Origin of the sequence: Hymenobacter canadensis (genome assembly GCF_027359925.1) — a bacterium.
GTDB lineage: Bacteria > Bacteroidota > Bacteroidia > Cytophagales > Hymenobacteraceae > Hymenobacter > Hymenobacter canadensis.
This window is the reverse complement of record NZ_CP114767.1, coordinates 2,063,079-2,078,389: the sequence shown is the minus strand read 5'-3', so window position 1 is coordinate 2,078,389 and position 15,311 is coordinate 2,063,079. Positions and strand designations below refer to the sequence as shown.

Sequence of the window (15,311 nt, the reverse complement as noted above, 5' to 3'; positions counted from 1 at the left end):
AAATAGTCTGCCTTCAACTGCCTACCCTCATCCCACCACATTCTATGGAAAAGAACACGTATGACGCCATCGTCATTGGATCCGGTATTTCGGGCGGCATGGCGGCCAAGGAGCTGACCGAGAAGGGTATGAAGACCCTCATGCTGGAGCGGGGGCGCAATATCGAGCACATCAAGGACTACGTGAATGCCAACAAGAACCCCTGGGAATACGAGCACCGGGGCGGCAAAACTGAGCAGATGATCAAGGACCACCCGGTCCTGAGCCGCGACTACACCCTCAACGAAACCAACCTGGACTACTGGGTGAACGAGAAGGAAAGCCCCTACGTGGAAACCAAGCCCTTCGACTGGTTCCGAGGCTACCACGTGGGCGGCCGCTCCCTGATGTGGGGCCGGCAGTCGTACCGGCTGAGCGACTACGATTTCGAGGCCAACGCCAAGGACGGTATTGCCGTCGACTGGCCCATCCGCTACAAGGACCTGGCTCCGTGGTACAGCCACGCCGAGAAGTTTGCCGGCATCAGCGGCTCGCGCGAAAACCTGCCCCAACTGCCCGACGGCGACTTTATGCCGCCCATGGAGATGAACATCGTGGAGAAGGATGTGGCCGCCCGCCTCAAAAAGCACTACGAGCACCGCCGCATGATCATCGGCCGCACGGCCAACATCACCCAGAACCACAACAACCGCGTCAGCTGCCAGTACCGCAACAAGTGCTGGCTGGGCTGCCCGTTTGGGGCGTATTTCAGCACGCAGTCGGCCACGCTGCCGGCGGCCGTGGCCACCGGCAACCTCACGCTACGGCCGTTTTCCATCGTCACGCGCATCCTATATGATAAGGATACCAAGCGGGCCAAGGGCGTGGAAATTCTGGACGCCGAAACCAACCAGACCTATGAGTACTACGCCAAAATCATCTTCCTGAACGCCTCGGCCCTGAACTCGGCCTGGGTGCTGATGAACTCGGCCACCGACGTGTGGCCCGGCGGCCTGGGCAGCAGCAGCGGCGAGCTGGGCCACAACGTGATGGACCACCACTTCCGGGCCGGTGCCCACGGCGAAATGCCCGGCTACGAAGACAAATACGTGTACGGCCGCCGCGCCAACGGCATTTACGTGCCCCGCTACCGCAACCTGTTCGGCGATAAGCGCGACTACATCCGGGGCTTCGGCTACCAGGGCAGCGCCGGCCGCGAGGGCTGGGGCCGCGACATTGCCGAAATGAGCATCGGCGGCGACTTCAAGGACGCGCTGACCGAGCCCGGCGACTGGACGATGGGCATCATGGGCTTCGGCGAAACCCTGCCCTACCACGACAACCAGATTTCGCTCTCTAAAACCCAGAAAGACAAGTGGGGCCTGCCGGTGCTGGTGATGGACGCCAGCATCCGCGACAACGAGCAGAAAATGCGCATCGACATGATGGCGGATGCCCAGGAAATGCTGGAAAAGGCTGGCGTGAAGAACGTGAAGACCTACAACAACGGCTACACGCTGGGCGGCGGTATCCACGAAATGGGCACCGCCCGCATGGGCCGCGACCCGAAAACCTCGGTGCTCAACCAGTACAACCAGGTCTGGGACGCCCCCAACGTGTACGTAACCGATGGCGCAGCCATGACCTCGGCGGCCTGCCAGAACCCGTCGCTCACCTACCTGGCCCTCACGGCCCGCGCCGTGGACCACGCCGTGAGCGAGCTGAAAAAACAAAACGTCTAATCCCGCCCATCATGAACAGAAGAGACGCCGTAGCTCGCGTAGCCCTCCTCATGGGCGGCACGCTCATCGGGACCGAGTATTTCCTGTCTGGCTGCACCGCCGACACCGACAAGAAGGTCACCGCCACTAAAGCGAAAACCGCTCCTGTTAAGCCCGCCAAGCTGGCCGAAGTGCTGGATGCCAAGCAAATCAACCTGCTCAACGAAGTGGGCGAAACCATCCTGCCCACTACCAAAACGCCCGGCGCCAAGGCTGCCAACGTGGGCGGCTTCATGGCCGTGATGGTGCGTGACTGTTACAAGCCGGAAGAGCAGAAAATATTTCTTGATGGCTTCAGCAAGCTGGAAGCGGCGGCCAAGAAAAGCGGCGGCAACGACTTCCTGGCCCTCAACGCCAGCCAGCGTACCGCCCTGCTCACTGCCCTCGATGGCGAGATGAAGCAGTATGAGAAGGCTAAGACCCCGGAGCAGCCCAACCATTATTTCCGCATGATTAAGGAGTTGACGCTGCTGGGCTTTTTTACCTCGGAGGTTGGTGCCACCAAAGCCCTGCGCTACCTGCCCGTTCCCGGCAAATACGACGGCAACGTACCGTATAAAAAGGGTGACCGGGCTTGGGCGACGACCTGATTCTGTTTCCCGAAAACGTCATGCTGAGCTTGTCGAAGCATCTCTACCTCTGGCTAATCAATAGCGTTGCAACGAAGCGGTAGAGATGCTTCGGCCCCTGGCTTGATGCGCCACATGCTCAGCATGACGGCCAGCCGATTACCTAATAACACAACAGGCACTGCATGAAATTACGCTTGGGCATGATTGGCGGGGGGCAGGGCTCCTTTATTGGGGCGGTGCACCGCATGGCGGCGGCGCTGGATGGGCTGTATGAGCTGACGGCCGGGGCCTTCAGCAGCAACCTGGCTACTTCCCGCACCACCGGCCAGGAGCTGGGCTTGGATGCCGAACGTGTCTATGATTCGTACCAGCTGCTGCTGGAGCAGGAGGCGCAGCGGCCAGCCTCGGAGCGGGTGCAGGTCGTCAGCATCGTAACGCCCAACCACCTGCACTTCGCACCCGCCAAAATGGCCCTGGAGCTGGGCTTCGATGTGGTGCTGGACAAGCCCATGACGTTTTCGCTGGCCGAAGCCCGGGAGCTGGCCGCCGTGGTGCAGGCCACCGGCCGCCGGCTCTGCCTCACGCACACCTACACCGGCTACCCCATGCTCAAGGAAGCCCGCCACCTGGTGGCCACTGGGGCGCTGGGTGCCTTGCGCAAGGTGTACGTGGAGTACCCGCAGGGCTGGCTCAGCAGCTTCGAGGAAGGCAACGCCAACAACAAGCAGGCCGCCTGGCGCACCGACCCCGCCCGCAGCGGCGTGGCCGGGGCCATGGGCGACATTGGTACCCACGCCTTCAACCTGGCCGAATACGTGAGCGGATTGGAAGTCAGCCAGCTGTGTGCTGACATCCACACTGTGGTGCCCGGCCGCCAGCTCGACGACGACGGGGCCGTGCTGTTGCAGTTTGCCGGCGGAGCCAGCGGCGTGCTGGTAGCCACCCAGGTGGCAGCCGGCGAGGAAAACAACCTGCGCCTGCGCATCTACGGCGAAAAAGGCGGCTTGGAGTGGCAGCAGGCCGACGCTAACACCCTGCTGGTGAAGTGGCCCGACCGGCCTACGGAAATTCGCCGCACGGGCGCGGGCTACCTCTGCGCCGCCGCCCGCCACAACAGCCGCATTCCGCCCGGCCACCCCGAGGGCTACCTCGAAGCCTTTGCCAACCTCTACCGCAACTTCGCCCTCACCCTGCGCGCCGACCTGGGCGGCCCGCCCGCCCCGCCCGAAGCCGCCGATTACCCCGGCATCCGGGACGGGCTGCGCGGCATGGCTTTCATCGAAACCGTCATTGCCTCGGGCCGCTCCGCGCAGAAGTGGACGCCCCTTACTGTGTAATCCAGCCTATGCGAACCATCAAAGGCCCCGGCATATTTCTGGCGCAGTTTCTCAGCGACCAGGCCCCGTTCAACAACCTGGACAGCATCTGCGGCTGGGCAGCCGGGCTGGGCTACAAGGGTGTGCAGCTCCCCACCACCGACCCGCGCATCATCGACCTGCAGCTGGCCGCCGAAAGCCAAACCTATGCCGACGAGTTGAAGGGCCGGGTGCAGGCGGCGGGGCTGGAAATCACGGAGCTATCCACGCACCTGCAGGGGCAGCTGGTGGCTGTAAATCCGGTGTATGATGCGCTGTTTGATGGCTTCGCGCCGGAAGCCGTGCGCGGTAACCCCAAGGCCCGGCAGCAGTGGGCGGTGCAGCAGCTGAAGTACGCCGCCCAGGCCTCGCAGCGGCTGGGGCTCACGGCCCACGCCACCTTCAGCGGGGCGCTGCTCTGGCCCTACCTGTACCCCTGGCCCCAGCGGCCCGCCGGGCTGGTGGAGGATGGCTTTGCCGAACTGGGCCGGCGCTGGCGGCCGATTCTGGACGCCTTTGACGCGTGCGGGGTGGATGTCTGCTACGAGGTGCACGCCGGCGAAGACCTGCACGACGGCGTCAGCTACGAGCGGTTTCTGGCCGAAGTCAACCAGCACCCGCGCGCCTGCCTGCTCTACGACCCTTCGCACTTCGTGCTGCAGTGCCTCGATTATCTGGAGTACATCGACATCTACCACGAACGGATCCGGGCGTTTCACGTCAAGGATGCCGAGTTCCGGCCCAACGGCCGGCAGGGCGCCTACGGCGGCTACCAGAGCTGGACCGACCGCGCCGGCCGCTTCCGCTCCCTCGGCGACGGGCAGGTGGATTTCAAGGCCATTTTCAGCAAGCTAACCCAGTACGACTACCCCGGTTGGGCGGTGCTGGAGTGGGAGTGCGCCCTCAAGCACCCCGAAGATGGGGCCCGCGAAGGCGCGCCCTTCATCCAGAACCACCTCATCCGCGTCACCGACCACGCCTTCGACGATTTCGCCGCCTCCGGCATCGACCAATCCCTCAACCACCAGCTTCTCGGTATCTAACGCTTCCTTTCCATGAAAAAGGCTTTTCTATTGCTCGCGTCGGGCTCTTTCCTGCTGGCCTGCGGCTCCGATAACACGTCCACTACCAAGGCTAAGGAAGACTACACTCTAGCCGACGAATCTGCGCCCGCCCAGGATAGTACCACCGGCGCCAACCTCAGCGCCGTGGCCCGCCAGCCCCAAGTGGATACCAGCGTCACCAAAATCGGGACGGCGCCTACTGGCGGCGCGGTGGCCGTGGGAGCTAAGCTGATGGAAGGCTCCGACTGCGCCAGCTGCCACCGCGAAAACGAGAAGCTCATCGGCCCCGGCTACCGGGAAATTGCCGCGAAATACCCCGCCACCGCCGCCAACATCACCATGCTGGCCGGCAAAATCATTAAGGGCGGCAAAGGCAACTGGGGCGAAATCCCGATGACACCTCACCCAGCCCTCTCCCAGAAAGACGCCGAGGAAATGACCCGCTACATTCTGGCGCTGAAGTAGCTAGTCTGTCATTCCGACGAAGGAGGAATCTGGATAAAATCGTTGGATCAGTTACCTCAGATTCCTCCTTCGTCGGAATGACAAATTCCATTTTATTCCCACCAATCCCTGCCTGCCCATGACTGCTTCCATCCGCATACGGCTATCCATCATGATGTTCCTGGAGTTCTTTATCTGGGGCGCGTGGTTCGTGACGCTGGGCACCTACCTGTTGCGCAACCTGGGCGCGTCGGGTACGCAGGTGGGCGTGGCGTTTCTCACGCAGTCTATCGGGGCCATTGTGGCACCGTTCATCATCGGGCTCATTGCCGATCGGTTTTTCTCGGCCCAGAAGATTCTGGGCGTGTTGCACCTGGCCGGTGCGGTGCTGCTGTGGCGGGCATCGGTGGCCCCCGATTTCAGCAGCTTCTACCCCAGCATCCTCACCTATATGGTGCTGTATATGCCCACGCTGGCTTTGGTGAACTCCATCAGCTTCCGGCAAATGCGGAACCCGCAGAAGGAGTTTGCGCCCATCCGGGTGCTGGGCACGCTGGGCTGGATTGTGGCCGGCCTCACCATCGGCTGGCTGAACTGGGAGCAGACCAACAGCCTGCAAAGCACCTTCCTGATGGCGGCCGGCGCCTCGGCCCTGCTGGGCGTGTTCAGCTTCACGCTGCCGGCCACCCCACCCGTGAAAAAGGACCAAACCAGCTCCCTCGGCGACCTGCTGGGCCTGGAAGCCATTGGGATGCTGCGCAACCGTTCCTACCTCATCTTCTTTTTGGCGTCCATTGCCATCTGCATTCCGTTGGCCTTCTACTATGGCTTCACCAATCCGTTTCTCAACGAAGTCGGAATGAAGTCGGCGGCGGGAGTGCAGAGCTTGGGTCAGGTGTCGGAGCTGCTGTTTATGCTGGCCATTCCGCTGTTTTTCAGCCGGCTGGGCGTGAAGAAGATGCTGGCCATCGGCATGGCGGCCTGGGTGCTGCGCTACCTGTTTTTCGCCTACGGCGACGGCCTCGGCAACTATTGGATGCTGATTGCGGGCATCGTGTTGCACGGCGTCTGCTACGACTTCTTCTTCGTGACGGGCCAGATTTACACCGACAACCTGGCCGGCGAGCGGTTCAAAAGCTCCGCCCAGGGCTTCATCACGCTGGCCACCTACGGCGTGGGCATGCTCATCGGCACGCTGCTCTCGGGCCGCATCTTCGATGCTTACCAGACCACCCCCACCACCCACGATTGGCGCATGATCTGGCTGATTCCGGCCGGCATTGCGGTGGTGGTGCTGCTGGCCTTCCTGGCCTTCTTCCGGGAGCAGCCCCAGCCGCAGACCGCAGCCATAGCTGATACCCTGCAGGACCCGGCCACGCCGCTTACACAAGTCGTTTAGCCATGGCCACCTGGAACCGAAGGGCGGCGCTGAAAGGCCTGGTAACCGGCACGGCAGCCGTGGGCACGCTGGGGATGTCGGCGGCGTGTTCGGCTGAGGAGAAGCCGGCCGCTTCCGCACCTTTAAAGAACAACCTGAAGCAGTCGGTGTGCCGCTGGTGCTTTGGCAAGCTGCCGCTGGAAGAGCTGTGCGCGGCTGCCAAAGCTATGGGCCTCAATGGTATTGATCTGGTCGGGCCCGCCGAGTGGCCCACGCTCAAAAAGTACGGCCTCGACTCGCCGATGTGCAACGGCGCGGAAATCAACCTCACCGATGGCTTCAACGACCCCAAATTCCACGCCCAGCTGCGGCAGCGCTACGCCGCCATGATTCCGCAGGTGGCGCAGGCCGGCTACACCAACCTCATCTGCTTCAGCGGCAGCCGCCGCGGCCTCTCCGAAGAGGCCGGTTTGGCCAATTGCGTGGCGGGCCTGCAGCCGCTGATGGCACTGGCTGCCAAGCACAAGGTGGTGCTGGTGATGGAGCTGCTCAACAGCAAAATCGACCACCCCGACTACCAGTGCGACCGGACCGCCTGGGGCGTGGAGCTGGCCAAACGGCTGGACTCGGAGCACTTCAAGCTGCTTTACGACATCTACCACATGCAAATCAACGAGGGCGACGTTATCCGCACCCTCACCGACCACCACCGCTACATTGCCCACTACCACACCGCCGGCGTGCCCGGCCGCCACGAGCTCGACGATACCCAGGAGCTGAACTACCCGGCCATCATGCGCGCCATCCAGGCCACCGGCTTTCAGGGCTACGTGGCCCAGGAGTTCATGCCGCGGCAAGCCGATGGGTTGCAGTCGTTGCGCGAGGCCGTGCGGCTGTGTGACGTGTAGAACCAAACCCAGTAGAACGTCATTCCGAGCAGCGCGAGGAATCTCGCGTGCTGACGCTGCCAACGTAATCCTGTCATGCTGGGCGAAGTCGAAGCAGCTCTACCGCTGGCCAACCTCAACCTCATTAAACGATGTAGAGACGCGACACTTCGCGTCTCCCGCCAGAACGAATCGGCCGCCCCAACGTCAGCAACTAGGAGACGCGAAGTGTAGCGTTTCTACAATCGACCAACGAAGCGGTAGAGATGCTTCGGCTCCGCTCAGCAGGACGCTCTTTATTCCCATCCGCCTCTCATTTCTTGCCCATGAAATTAGCCATTCTCATTCCCGCATTAGTCATCAGCCTTTCCGCCGTGGCACAAACCAAACCGCAAGGCAAGCCCGAGGATACCGAAGTCTGGAAGCCCGCGCCCAAAGTGGTAGCCGCCACCGGCGTGTTCACCGCGCCGCCCTCCGATGCGGTAGTGCTCTTCAACGGCCGCGACCTGTCGCAGTGGGTGTCGGTGGAGGACCGCACCAAGCCGGCCGGCTGGAAAGTGGCCGACGGGCTGCTGACCGTGGATAAGAAAACGGGCAACATCGAAACCAAGCAGAAATTCACCAACTACCAGCTGCACCTGGAGTGGCGGGTGCCGGCTACCATTGCCGGCTCCGGGCAGGTGCGCGGCAATAGTGGTCTGTTTCTGGCCTCCCTGGGCAAAGGCGACCTAGGCTACGAGCTGCAGATTCTGGACTCCTACCAGAATGAAACCTACGTGAATGGCATGGCCGGCAGCATCTACAAGCAGGTTATTCCGCTGGCTAACCCCACCCAGAAGCCCGGCCAGTGGCAGTCGTACGACGTAATGTGGACCGCGCCCACCTTCAAACCCGACGGCTCCCTGCTGACGCCGGCCCGCGTGACAGTGCTCTTCAATGGCATACTGGTCCAGAATAACACGGAGTTGAAGGGCGCCACCGTGTACATCGGGCCGCCCAGCTACCAGGCGCACGGCCCGTCGCCCATCAAGCTCCAGTCGCACGGCGACCCGAGCGAGCCGCTCAGCTTCCGCAACATCTGGGTGCGGGAACTGTAGCAAGACGGATATGGGACAGTAGTAGCCGACTGTTTCGGCAGCAGGGGAGCAGCCAAGGTGGCGCCTGAGTTGTTTGACGCTCAGTCAGGGAGGAAATGGCTGCCTAACCGCGGGGAATGGGTCGCGGGCAAGGTGCAAGGCAGACTCGCAGGCGAAAATTCGCTCTTGGCAGGCACGGGCTTAGGCGAGACTTTCGTTTGCACCCCCGGATTTTCGGGCTAATTTTGACCCATTCAATTCAACAGTAGACGCAGATGGCCGAAATCATAAAAATGCCCAAAATGAGCGACACGATGACCGATGGGGTCATTGCTTCGTGGCTCAAAAAAGTAGGCGATAAAGTGAAATCCGGAGACATTCTGGCGGAAGTCGAAACCGATAAGGCCACGATGGAGCTGGAAAACTACGAAGACGGTACCCTGCTCCACATTGGCCCGCAGGCTGGCGAGTCGGTACCCGTAGACGGTTTGCTGGCCATTGTTGGGAAAGAAGGCGAAGATATTTCTGCCCTGTTGGGCGGCGCGGCCCCGGCCGCCCCGGCTCCGGCCGAAGCTGCTCCGGCTCCCGCTCCGGAAGCTGCTCCGGCTCCCGCTCCGGAAGCTGCTCCGGCTCCGGAAGCGCCACAAGCTGAAGCGCCTGCCACTGCTGCCCCCGCAGCTCCGGTTCCGGCAGCAACCCCGGCCCCCGCGGCCGCACCCGCTGGCAATGGCAAGAAAGCCACCGTCATCCGGATGCCCAAAATGAGCGATACGATGACCGAAGGCACCATTGCCTCGTGGCTCAAAAAAGTAGGCGACAAAGTGAAGTCCGGCGACGTGCTGGCCGAAGTGGAAACCGACAAGGCGACCATGGAGCTGGAAAACTACGAGGATGGTACGCTGCTCTACGTTGGCCCCAAAGACGGCGAATCGGTAGCGGTAGACGGCATCTTGGCCATTATTGGCGAGGAAGGTGCTGATGTGCAGGCCCTGCTGGGCGGCCAGAGCGGCGGTAGCGCGGCCCCGGCCGAAGCGGCTCCTGCTGCTCCCGAAGCCGCTCCTGCTGCCTCCGAGGAAGCCCCGGCTCCCGCAGCGGCTCCAGCCCCAGCCGCAACTCCGGCGCCTGCTGCTCCGGCGGCTGCCGCGGCACCTGCTGCGGCCGTTACGGCAGTAGCACCGGCGCCCGCCGGCACCCGCATCCTGGCCTCGCCGCTGGCCAAAAGCATTGCCCGCGAGAAAGGCATCGACCTGAACGGCGTGAAAGGCTCCGGTGAAAACGGCCGCATCGTGTCGCGCGACCTGGAGAATGCCCAGCAGGCTGCCGCGCCCGCGCCGCAGCCTGCCGCCGCAGCCGCTCCGGCCGCAGCGCCAGCAGCTGCAGAAGCTCCAAAGGCCGAAGCCCCCAAAGCAGAAACTGCTCCGGCCGCTCCGGCTCCGGCGGCCCAGCCCGCCGACGGCACCTATACCGACACGCCGGTGTCGCAGATGCGCAAGGTTATTGCCCGCCGCCTCTCCGAGAGCCTGTTCACGGCGCCGCACTTCTACCTGACCATGGAAATCCTGATGGACCGGGCCATGGAGGTGCGCACGCAGCTCAACACTCTCTCGCCTGTGAAGCTCAGCTTCAACGACCTGGTAATCAAAGCCGCCGCCGTGGCGCTCAAGCAGCACCCGGCCGTTAATTCCTCGTGGCTCGGCGACAAGATCCGCCAGAACAAGGTGGTGAACATCGGGGTGGCCGTGGCCGTGGACGAAGGCCTGCTGGTACCGGTAGTGCGCAACGCTGACGGCAAAGGCCTCTCCACCATCGCCACCGAGGTGAAGGAGCTGGCCGGCAAAGCCAAGAGCAAGAAGCTGCAGCCCGCCGAGTGGGAGGGAAGCACCTTCACCATCTCCAACCTGGGCATGTTCGGCATCGACGAATTCACGGCCATCATCAACCCGCCGGACGCCTGCATCCTGGCCGTGGGCGGCATCAAGCAGACCGCCGTGGTGAAGGATGGCCAGCTGGCCGTCGGCAACCTCATGAAGGTGACGCTGAGCTGCGACCACCGCGTGGTGGACGGCGCCACCGGCGCCGCCTTCCTGCAGACGCTGAAAGCCCTGCTCGAAGACCCGATGCGCATGCTCATCTGAGTTGCATAACCGCTTCCATACAAAAGCCAGCCCTCTAGCGGGGCTGGCTTTTTTTATGCCCGGTTACTGACGGAAAGGGCCGGGACTGGGCGGGGACTGGCCGCCACCATCAGCCACAGGGGGCTGGAAATCGTAATAATTCCTCTATACTTACCGTAGGAGGGCGTTGCGCCGGCAGCACCTGCAATGGTTGAACAACGAAAACCAGATAGCTCATATGAAACAACAGTTACTTGTTGCTGCGCTCAGCGTGGCCAGCCTTACCGCCTATGGCCAGTCCCAGACCCTCTCGGGGCAGGTGCTGGATGCTGCCGGCCGGCCCGTTATCGGCGCTACGGTGGTGGAGAAAGGCACCAACAACGGCACCGCCACCGACAATGCCGGCCGCTTCACGCTGTCGTCCAGGGCGGCCAGTCCGCGGCTGGTGATCAGCTCGATTGGCTACACTACGCAGGAAGTGGCTGGTAGCGGCAGCGTAAGCGTGAAGCTGGCCGATGCCTCCACCAGCCTGGGTGCGGTGCAGGTGGTGGGCTCGCGCAGCCAGAATCGCTCCGTCACGGATTCGCCTTCACCGGTGGACATTATCGACCTTCGGGAGGTGACCACCAAAACCGGCCAGCTCGACGTGAACCAGCTGCTGCAGTTCGTGGCGCCCTCGTTCAACTCCAACCGCCAGACCGGCTCCGACGGCGCCGACCACGTAGACCCAGCTTCCTTGCGCGGCCTCGGCCCCGACCAGACGCTGGTGCTCGTGAACGGCAAGCGCCAGCACCAGTCGGCGCTGGTGAACCTGTTTGGCTCGCGGGGGCGCGGTAACACCGGCACCGACCTGAACGTCATTCCGGCGGCCAGCATCGAGCGGATTGAGATTCTGCGCGACGGTGCGGCGGCCCAGTACGGCTCCGACGCTATTGCCGGCGTGATTAACATCGTGCTCAAAAGCTCCGTGAACGAGCTAACCACCAGCGTCAACTACGGTGCCTACGACGCCAAATACCGCCGCGACGACCAGAAGTTCGATGGCGGCAACTTCAACGCCAACGTCAACTATGGGGTGGGCCTGGGCGAACAGGGCAGCTTCGTGAATGCCACCGTCGACTTCAATCAGCGCCAGCACACCCAGCGCGCCAACGTGCCGGTCGGCCCCGGCGGCCTGGCTCGCCGCGAGTACGGTGACCCTAAAGTGTCCAACCTCTCGGCCTACGTCAACTCCAAGTTTGCCGTGAGCGACCAGACGCATGTGTACGTGTTCGGGGGCGCCAACAAGCGCCAGGGCGACGCCTACGCTTGGACCCGCTTCGCCGACGACGACCGCAACGTGCCATCCATCTACCCCAACGGCTTCGACCCCATCATTACCAGCGACATCGTGGACGTGTCGGCGGTGGCTGGGGTGCGCACCAAGTTGGGCGAGTGGGACCTGGACCTGAGCAACAACTTCGGCTCCAACCGCTTCGAGTACGGGCTACGTAACACGCTGAACGCCTCGCTGGGCGCGGCTTCGCCCACCAGCTTCTACGCCGGCGGCTTCCAGCTGCAGCAGGACGTGGTGAGCTTGGGCCTCACGCGCAACTACAAAACCGTGCTGCAGGGCCTGAATGTGGCCGCTGGGGCGGAATTCCGGCGCGAGTGGTACTCGCTGTTTGCCGGCGAGGAAGCTTCCTACCGCAACTACGACCCCACCAAATCGGGCGGCTCGCAGGGCTTCCCAGGCTACCAGCCCGGCGACGCCATCAAGGCCCAGCGCGACAACGTGGGCGCCTACGTAGACGCCGAGCTGAGTGTGACCCAGCAATGGCTGTTGGCCGCCGCTCTCCGCTACGAGCACTACACTGACTTCGGCAGCACGCTCAACTACAAGGTTTCGACGCGCTACAACCTGACTGAGTTTCTGACCCTGCGCGGCACCTATAGCACCGGCTTCCGGGCCCCGTCGCTGGCCCAGATCAACTTCAACTCCACGTTCACCAACTTCATCAACGGCGAACCGGTGGAGGTGCTGCTGGCCCGCAACAACAGCGCCGTAACCCAGAAGCTGGGCGTGCCGGCTCTCAAGCAGGAAACCTCCAATAGCGCCAACGTGGGCTTCACCAGCCGCATTGGCTCGTCGCTGAGTTTGACCGTGGATGGCTACTACATCAAGGTGAAAGACCGGGTGGTGCTCACCAGCCAGTTCTCGGCCGAAGACCCGGTTATCGGGCCCGATCTGGTGGCGCTGAACGTGGACCAGGCGCAGTTCTTCGCCAATGCTGCCGACACCCGCTCCATTGGCCTGGACGTGGTGCTGAACCACACGGCCACGCTGGGTACCGGCCGCCTCAACTCCACGCTGGCCGCCAACATCAATAACCTGAAGATTGACCGGGTGCAGACCACGGGCCGCCTGGCCGGCCGCGAAGACGACTTCTTCGGGCCCCGCGAGCAGGCGTTTGTGAAAGCCTCGGCGCCGCCGTCCAAAATCAACCTCACCTTCGACTACCAGCTGGGCCGCTTCAGCACGCTGCTGCGCTTCGTGCGCTTCGACAAGGTGCGGCTCGTGGATTTCGACGGCGCCGACATGAACTACGATGCCCGTGTCACCACGGACCTCACGTTCAGCTACGCCCTCACCGACCACCTGCAGCTCTCGGCAGGCAGCACCAACCTGTTCAACCGTTACCCCACGCTGTTCGATCCGCAGCGCACGGAAACCGGCGGCGCCTGGGACCCGGTGCAGATGGGCGCGAACGGGCGGTTTTACTTTGCTAAATTGCAGGCCCGATTCTGATAGGAAGTCAGCCCGAAACCAGCTGTCATCTTGACGAAGGAAGGGCCTTATCACGCCCGAACAAGACGGATACCCGTTAGTTGTTCGGGCATGATAAGGTCTCTCCGCTTTATGCGCGGAGTCTTCGTCAGGATGACAAACGTTTTTCCGCCTCCTGACTTCCGACAACTAATAACTACCCCATGAAAATCCGTTCTACAACCGTGCTGGGCGTGCGCCACAACGGCCAGGTGGCCCTCGGCGCCGATGGCCAGGCCACCATGGACAAGCACGTGGCCAAGAGCAATGTGCGCAAGGTGCGCAAGCTCCACGACGGCAAAGTGGTAACCGGCTTCGCCGGCTCCACCGCCGATGCGTTTCTGCTGCTCGACCGGTTCGAGGAGAAGCTCGGCAACTACGGCGGCCAGCTGCGCCGCGCCGCCATCGAGCTGGCCAAGGAGTGGCGCAAAGACCAGTACCTACGCAAGCTGGAAGCCATGATGGTGGTCTGCGACAAGGACGAGCTGCTCATCATCGCCGGCTCCGGCGACGTGCTGGAGCCCGATTCCGACGTGGCCGCCATCGGCTCGGGCGCTATGTATGCCCAGGCCGCCGCGCTGGCTCTCAAGAAGCACGCCCCCCACCTCACCGCCCGCCAGATGGTGGAAGAAGCCCTGCACATTGCTGCCGACATCTGCATCTACACCAACCACAACCTCATGATTGAGGAGCCGGTATAGATGCTGGAAGCATAAGAAAAAAAGAACGTCATGCTGAGCGAAGGCGCAGCCGCAGTCGAAGCATCCCTACCGCTTCATTGCTGCCGATAGGGCTACCATTGCGGTAGAGATGCTTCGACTACGGCTGCGCCTTCGCTCAGCATGACAAACAACAAACAACTGACAACCCCAACAATGCAAATCACCAACTTCCTCAAGCACCACTACCGCCACTTCAACGCCGCCGCGCTTATTGATGCCGCCGAGGGCTACAACAAGCACCTGGCCGATGGTGGCAAGATGATGATTACCCTGGCCGGCGCCATGAGCACCGCCGAAATGGGCATCCAGCTGGCTGAGCTCATCCGCCAGGACAAGGTGCAGATCATCAGCTGCACGGGTGCCAACCTGGAGGAGGACATCTTCAACCTGGTAGCTCACGACTTCTACGAGCGGGTGCCCAACTACCGCGACCTGACCCCCGCCGACGAGCAGGCCCTGCTGGAGCGCCACATGAACCGCGTGACGGACACCTGCATCCCCGAGGAAGAGGCCATGCGCCGCCTCGAGCACTCGGTGCTGAAGTTCTGGGAAAAGGCCGACAAGGCCGGTGAGCAGTACTTCCCCCACGAGTTCTTCTACCAGATCCTGAAGTCGGGCGAACTGGAGCAGTACTACCAGATTGACCCCAAGGACAGCTGGATGCTGGCCGCCGCCGAGAAAAACCTGCCCATCATCTGCCCCGGTTGGGAAGACAGCACGCTGGGTAACATCTTCGCCGGCCACGTCATTTCGGGCGACATCAAGAACGTGCACACCGTGCGCACCGGCATCGAGTACATGATTTACCTGGCCGGCTGGTACACCGAGCAGGCCACCGACGCCAGCCCGGTGGGCTTCTTCCAGATTGGCGGCGGCATTGCCGGCGACTTCCCCATCTGCGTGGTGCCCATGCTGCACCAGGACCTGGGCCGCACCTCGGTGCCGCTGTGGGGCTACTTCTGCCAGATTTCGGACTCGACGACTTCGTACGGTTCGTACTCCGGCGCCGTGCCGAACGAGAAAATCACTTGGGGCAAGCTGGGCCAGGACACGCCCAAGTTCATCATCGAGTCGGATGCTACCATCGTGGCTCCGCTCATCTTCGCCATCGTGCTGGGCCAGTAAGCCGCAAC

At 62.7% G+C, this 15,311-nt stretch carries 12 protein-coding genes; all 12 read left to right on the top strand.

Features of this window, described 5'->3' with window-relative positions:
- Positions 1–44: 44 nt before the first annotated feature.
- The 12 genes from O3303_RS08940 to O3303_RS08885 all read left to right on the top strand — a co-directional run bounded on the left by O3303_RS08940 (position 45) and on the right by O3303_RS08885 (position 15,303).
- A complete protein-coding gene (locus tag O3303_RS08940) occupies positions 45–1,721 on the top strand; it encodes a GMC oxidoreductase (RefSeq protein WP_269561715.1) in 1,677 nt (558 codons plus the stop codon).
- Between the two features lie 11 nt (positions 1,722–1,732).
- On the top strand, positions 1,733–2,350 hold the full coding sequence (locus O3303_RS08935; protein WP_269561714.1) for a gluconate 2-dehydrogenase subunit 3 family protein: 618 nt from the start codon (positions 1,733–1,735) through the stop codon (positions 2,348–2,350).
- Between the two features lie 164 nt (positions 2,351–2,514).
- On the top strand, positions 2,515–3,669 hold the full coding sequence (locus O3303_RS08930; protein WP_269561713.1) for a Gfo/Idh/MocA family protein: 1,155 nt from the start codon (positions 2,515–2,517) through the stop codon (positions 3,667–3,669).
- An 8-nt stretch (positions 3,670–3,677) separates the two neighbouring features.
- Positions 3,678–4,730, top strand: coding sequence for a sugar phosphate isomerase/epimerase family protein (locus O3303_RS08925; protein ID WP_269561712.1), 1,053 nt, complete (start codon positions 3,678–3,680; stop codon positions 4,728–4,730).
- Between the two features lie 12 nt (positions 4,731–4,742).
- Positions 4,743–5,216 carry a c-type cytochrome gene (locus tag O3303_RS08920; protein WP_269561711.1) on the top strand — a complete coding sequence of 158 codons (474 nt, stop codon included), beginning with the start codon at positions 4,743–4,745 and terminating at the stop codon, positions 5,214–5,216.
- 118 nt (positions 5,217–5,334) lie between these two features.
- A complete protein-coding gene (locus tag O3303_RS08915; RefSeq protein ID WP_269561710.1) occupies positions 5,335–6,594 on the top strand; it encodes a nucleoside permease in 1,260 nt (419 codons plus the stop codon).
- 2 nt (positions 6,595–6,596) lie between these two features.
- Positions 6,597–7,481 (top strand): hydroxypyruvate isomerase family protein, encoded by an 885-nt coding sequence (locus O3303_RS08910; protein WP_269561709.1) that lies wholly within the window; start codon positions 6,597–6,599, stop codon positions 7,479–7,481.
- Positions 7,482–7,786: 305 nt separating this feature from the next.
- On the top strand, positions 7,787–8,557 hold the full coding sequence (locus O3303_RS08905; RefSeq protein ID WP_269561708.1) for a 3-keto-disaccharide hydrolase: 771 nt from the start codon (positions 7,787–7,789) through the stop codon (positions 8,555–8,557).
- 254 nt (positions 8,558–8,811) lie between these two features.
- Positions 8,812–10,671 carry a pyruvate dehydrogenase complex dihydrolipoamide acetyltransferase gene (locus O3303_RS08900; protein WP_269561707.1) on the top strand — a complete coding sequence of 620 codons (1,860 nt, stop codon included), beginning with the start codon at positions 8,812–8,814 and terminating at the stop codon, positions 10,669–10,671.
- 217 nt (positions 10,672–10,888) lie between these two features.
- Entirely contained in the window at positions 10,889–13,438 is a 2,550-nt protein-coding gene (locus O3303_RS08895; RefSeq protein WP_269561706.1) for a TonB-dependent receptor, read from the top strand.
- A gap of 182 nt (positions 13,439–13,620) precedes the next feature.
- Positions 13,621–14,157, top strand: coding sequence for an ATP-dependent protease subunit HslV (gene hslV / locus O3303_RS08890; protein WP_269561705.1), 537 nt, complete (start codon positions 13,621–13,623; stop codon positions 14,155–14,157).
- A 174-nt stretch (positions 14,158–14,331) separates the two neighbouring features.
- Positions 14,332–15,303: a deoxyhypusine synthase family protein gene (locus tag O3303_RS08885; RefSeq protein WP_269561704.1), complete on the top strand. Its 972-nt coding sequence runs from the start codon at positions 14,332–14,334 to the stop codon at positions 15,301–15,303.
- The last annotated feature ends 8 nt before the right edge of the window (positions 15,304–15,311 follow it).

Excerpts from the sequence above, each read along its gene's own strand:
- O3303_RS08940 (WP_269561715.1), top strand. The coding sequence starts at position 45 with ATGGAAAAGAACACGTATGACGCCATCGTCATTGGATCCGGTATTTCG.
- O3303_RS08935 (WP_269561714.1), top strand. The coding sequence starts at position 1,733 with ATGAACAGAAGAGACGCCGTAGCTCGCGTAGCCCTCCTCATGGGCGGC.
- O3303_RS08930 (WP_269561713.1), top strand. The coding sequence starts at position 2,515 with ATGAAATTACGCTTGGGCATGATTGGCGGGGGGCAGGGCTCCTTTATT.
- O3303_RS08925 (WP_269561712.1), top strand. The coding sequence starts at position 3,678 with ATGCGAACCATCAAAGGCCCCGGCATATTTCTGGCGCAGTTTCTCAGC.
- O3303_RS08920 (WP_269561711.1), top strand. The coding sequence starts at position 4,743 with ATGAAAAAGGCTTTTCTATTGCTCGCGTCGGGCTCTTTCCTGCTGGCC.
- O3303_RS08915 (WP_269561710.1), top strand. The coding sequence starts at position 5,335 with ATGACTGCTTCCATCCGCATACGGCTATCCATCATGATGTTCCTGGAG.
- O3303_RS08910 (WP_269561709.1), top strand. The coding sequence starts at position 6,597 with ATGGCCACCTGGAACCGAAGGGCGGCGCTGAAAGGCCTGGTAACCGGC.
- O3303_RS08905 (WP_269561708.1), top strand. The coding sequence starts at position 7,787 with ATGAAATTAGCCATTCTCATTCCCGCATTAGTCATCAGCCTTTCCGCC.
- O3303_RS08900 (WP_269561707.1), top strand. The coding sequence starts at position 8,812 with ATGGCCGAAATCATAAAAATGCCCAAAATGAGCGACACGATGACCGAT.
- O3303_RS08895 (WP_269561706.1), top strand. The coding sequence starts at position 10,889 with ATGAAACAACAGTTACTTGTTGCTGCGCTCAGCGTGGCCAGCCTTACC.
- hslV (WP_269561705.1), top strand. The coding sequence starts at position 13,621 with ATGAAAATCCGTTCTACAACCGTGCTGGGCGTGCGCCACAACGGCCAG.
- O3303_RS08885 (WP_269561704.1), top strand. The coding sequence starts at position 14,332 with ATGCAAATCACCAACTTCCTCAAGCACCACTACCGCCACTTCAACGCC.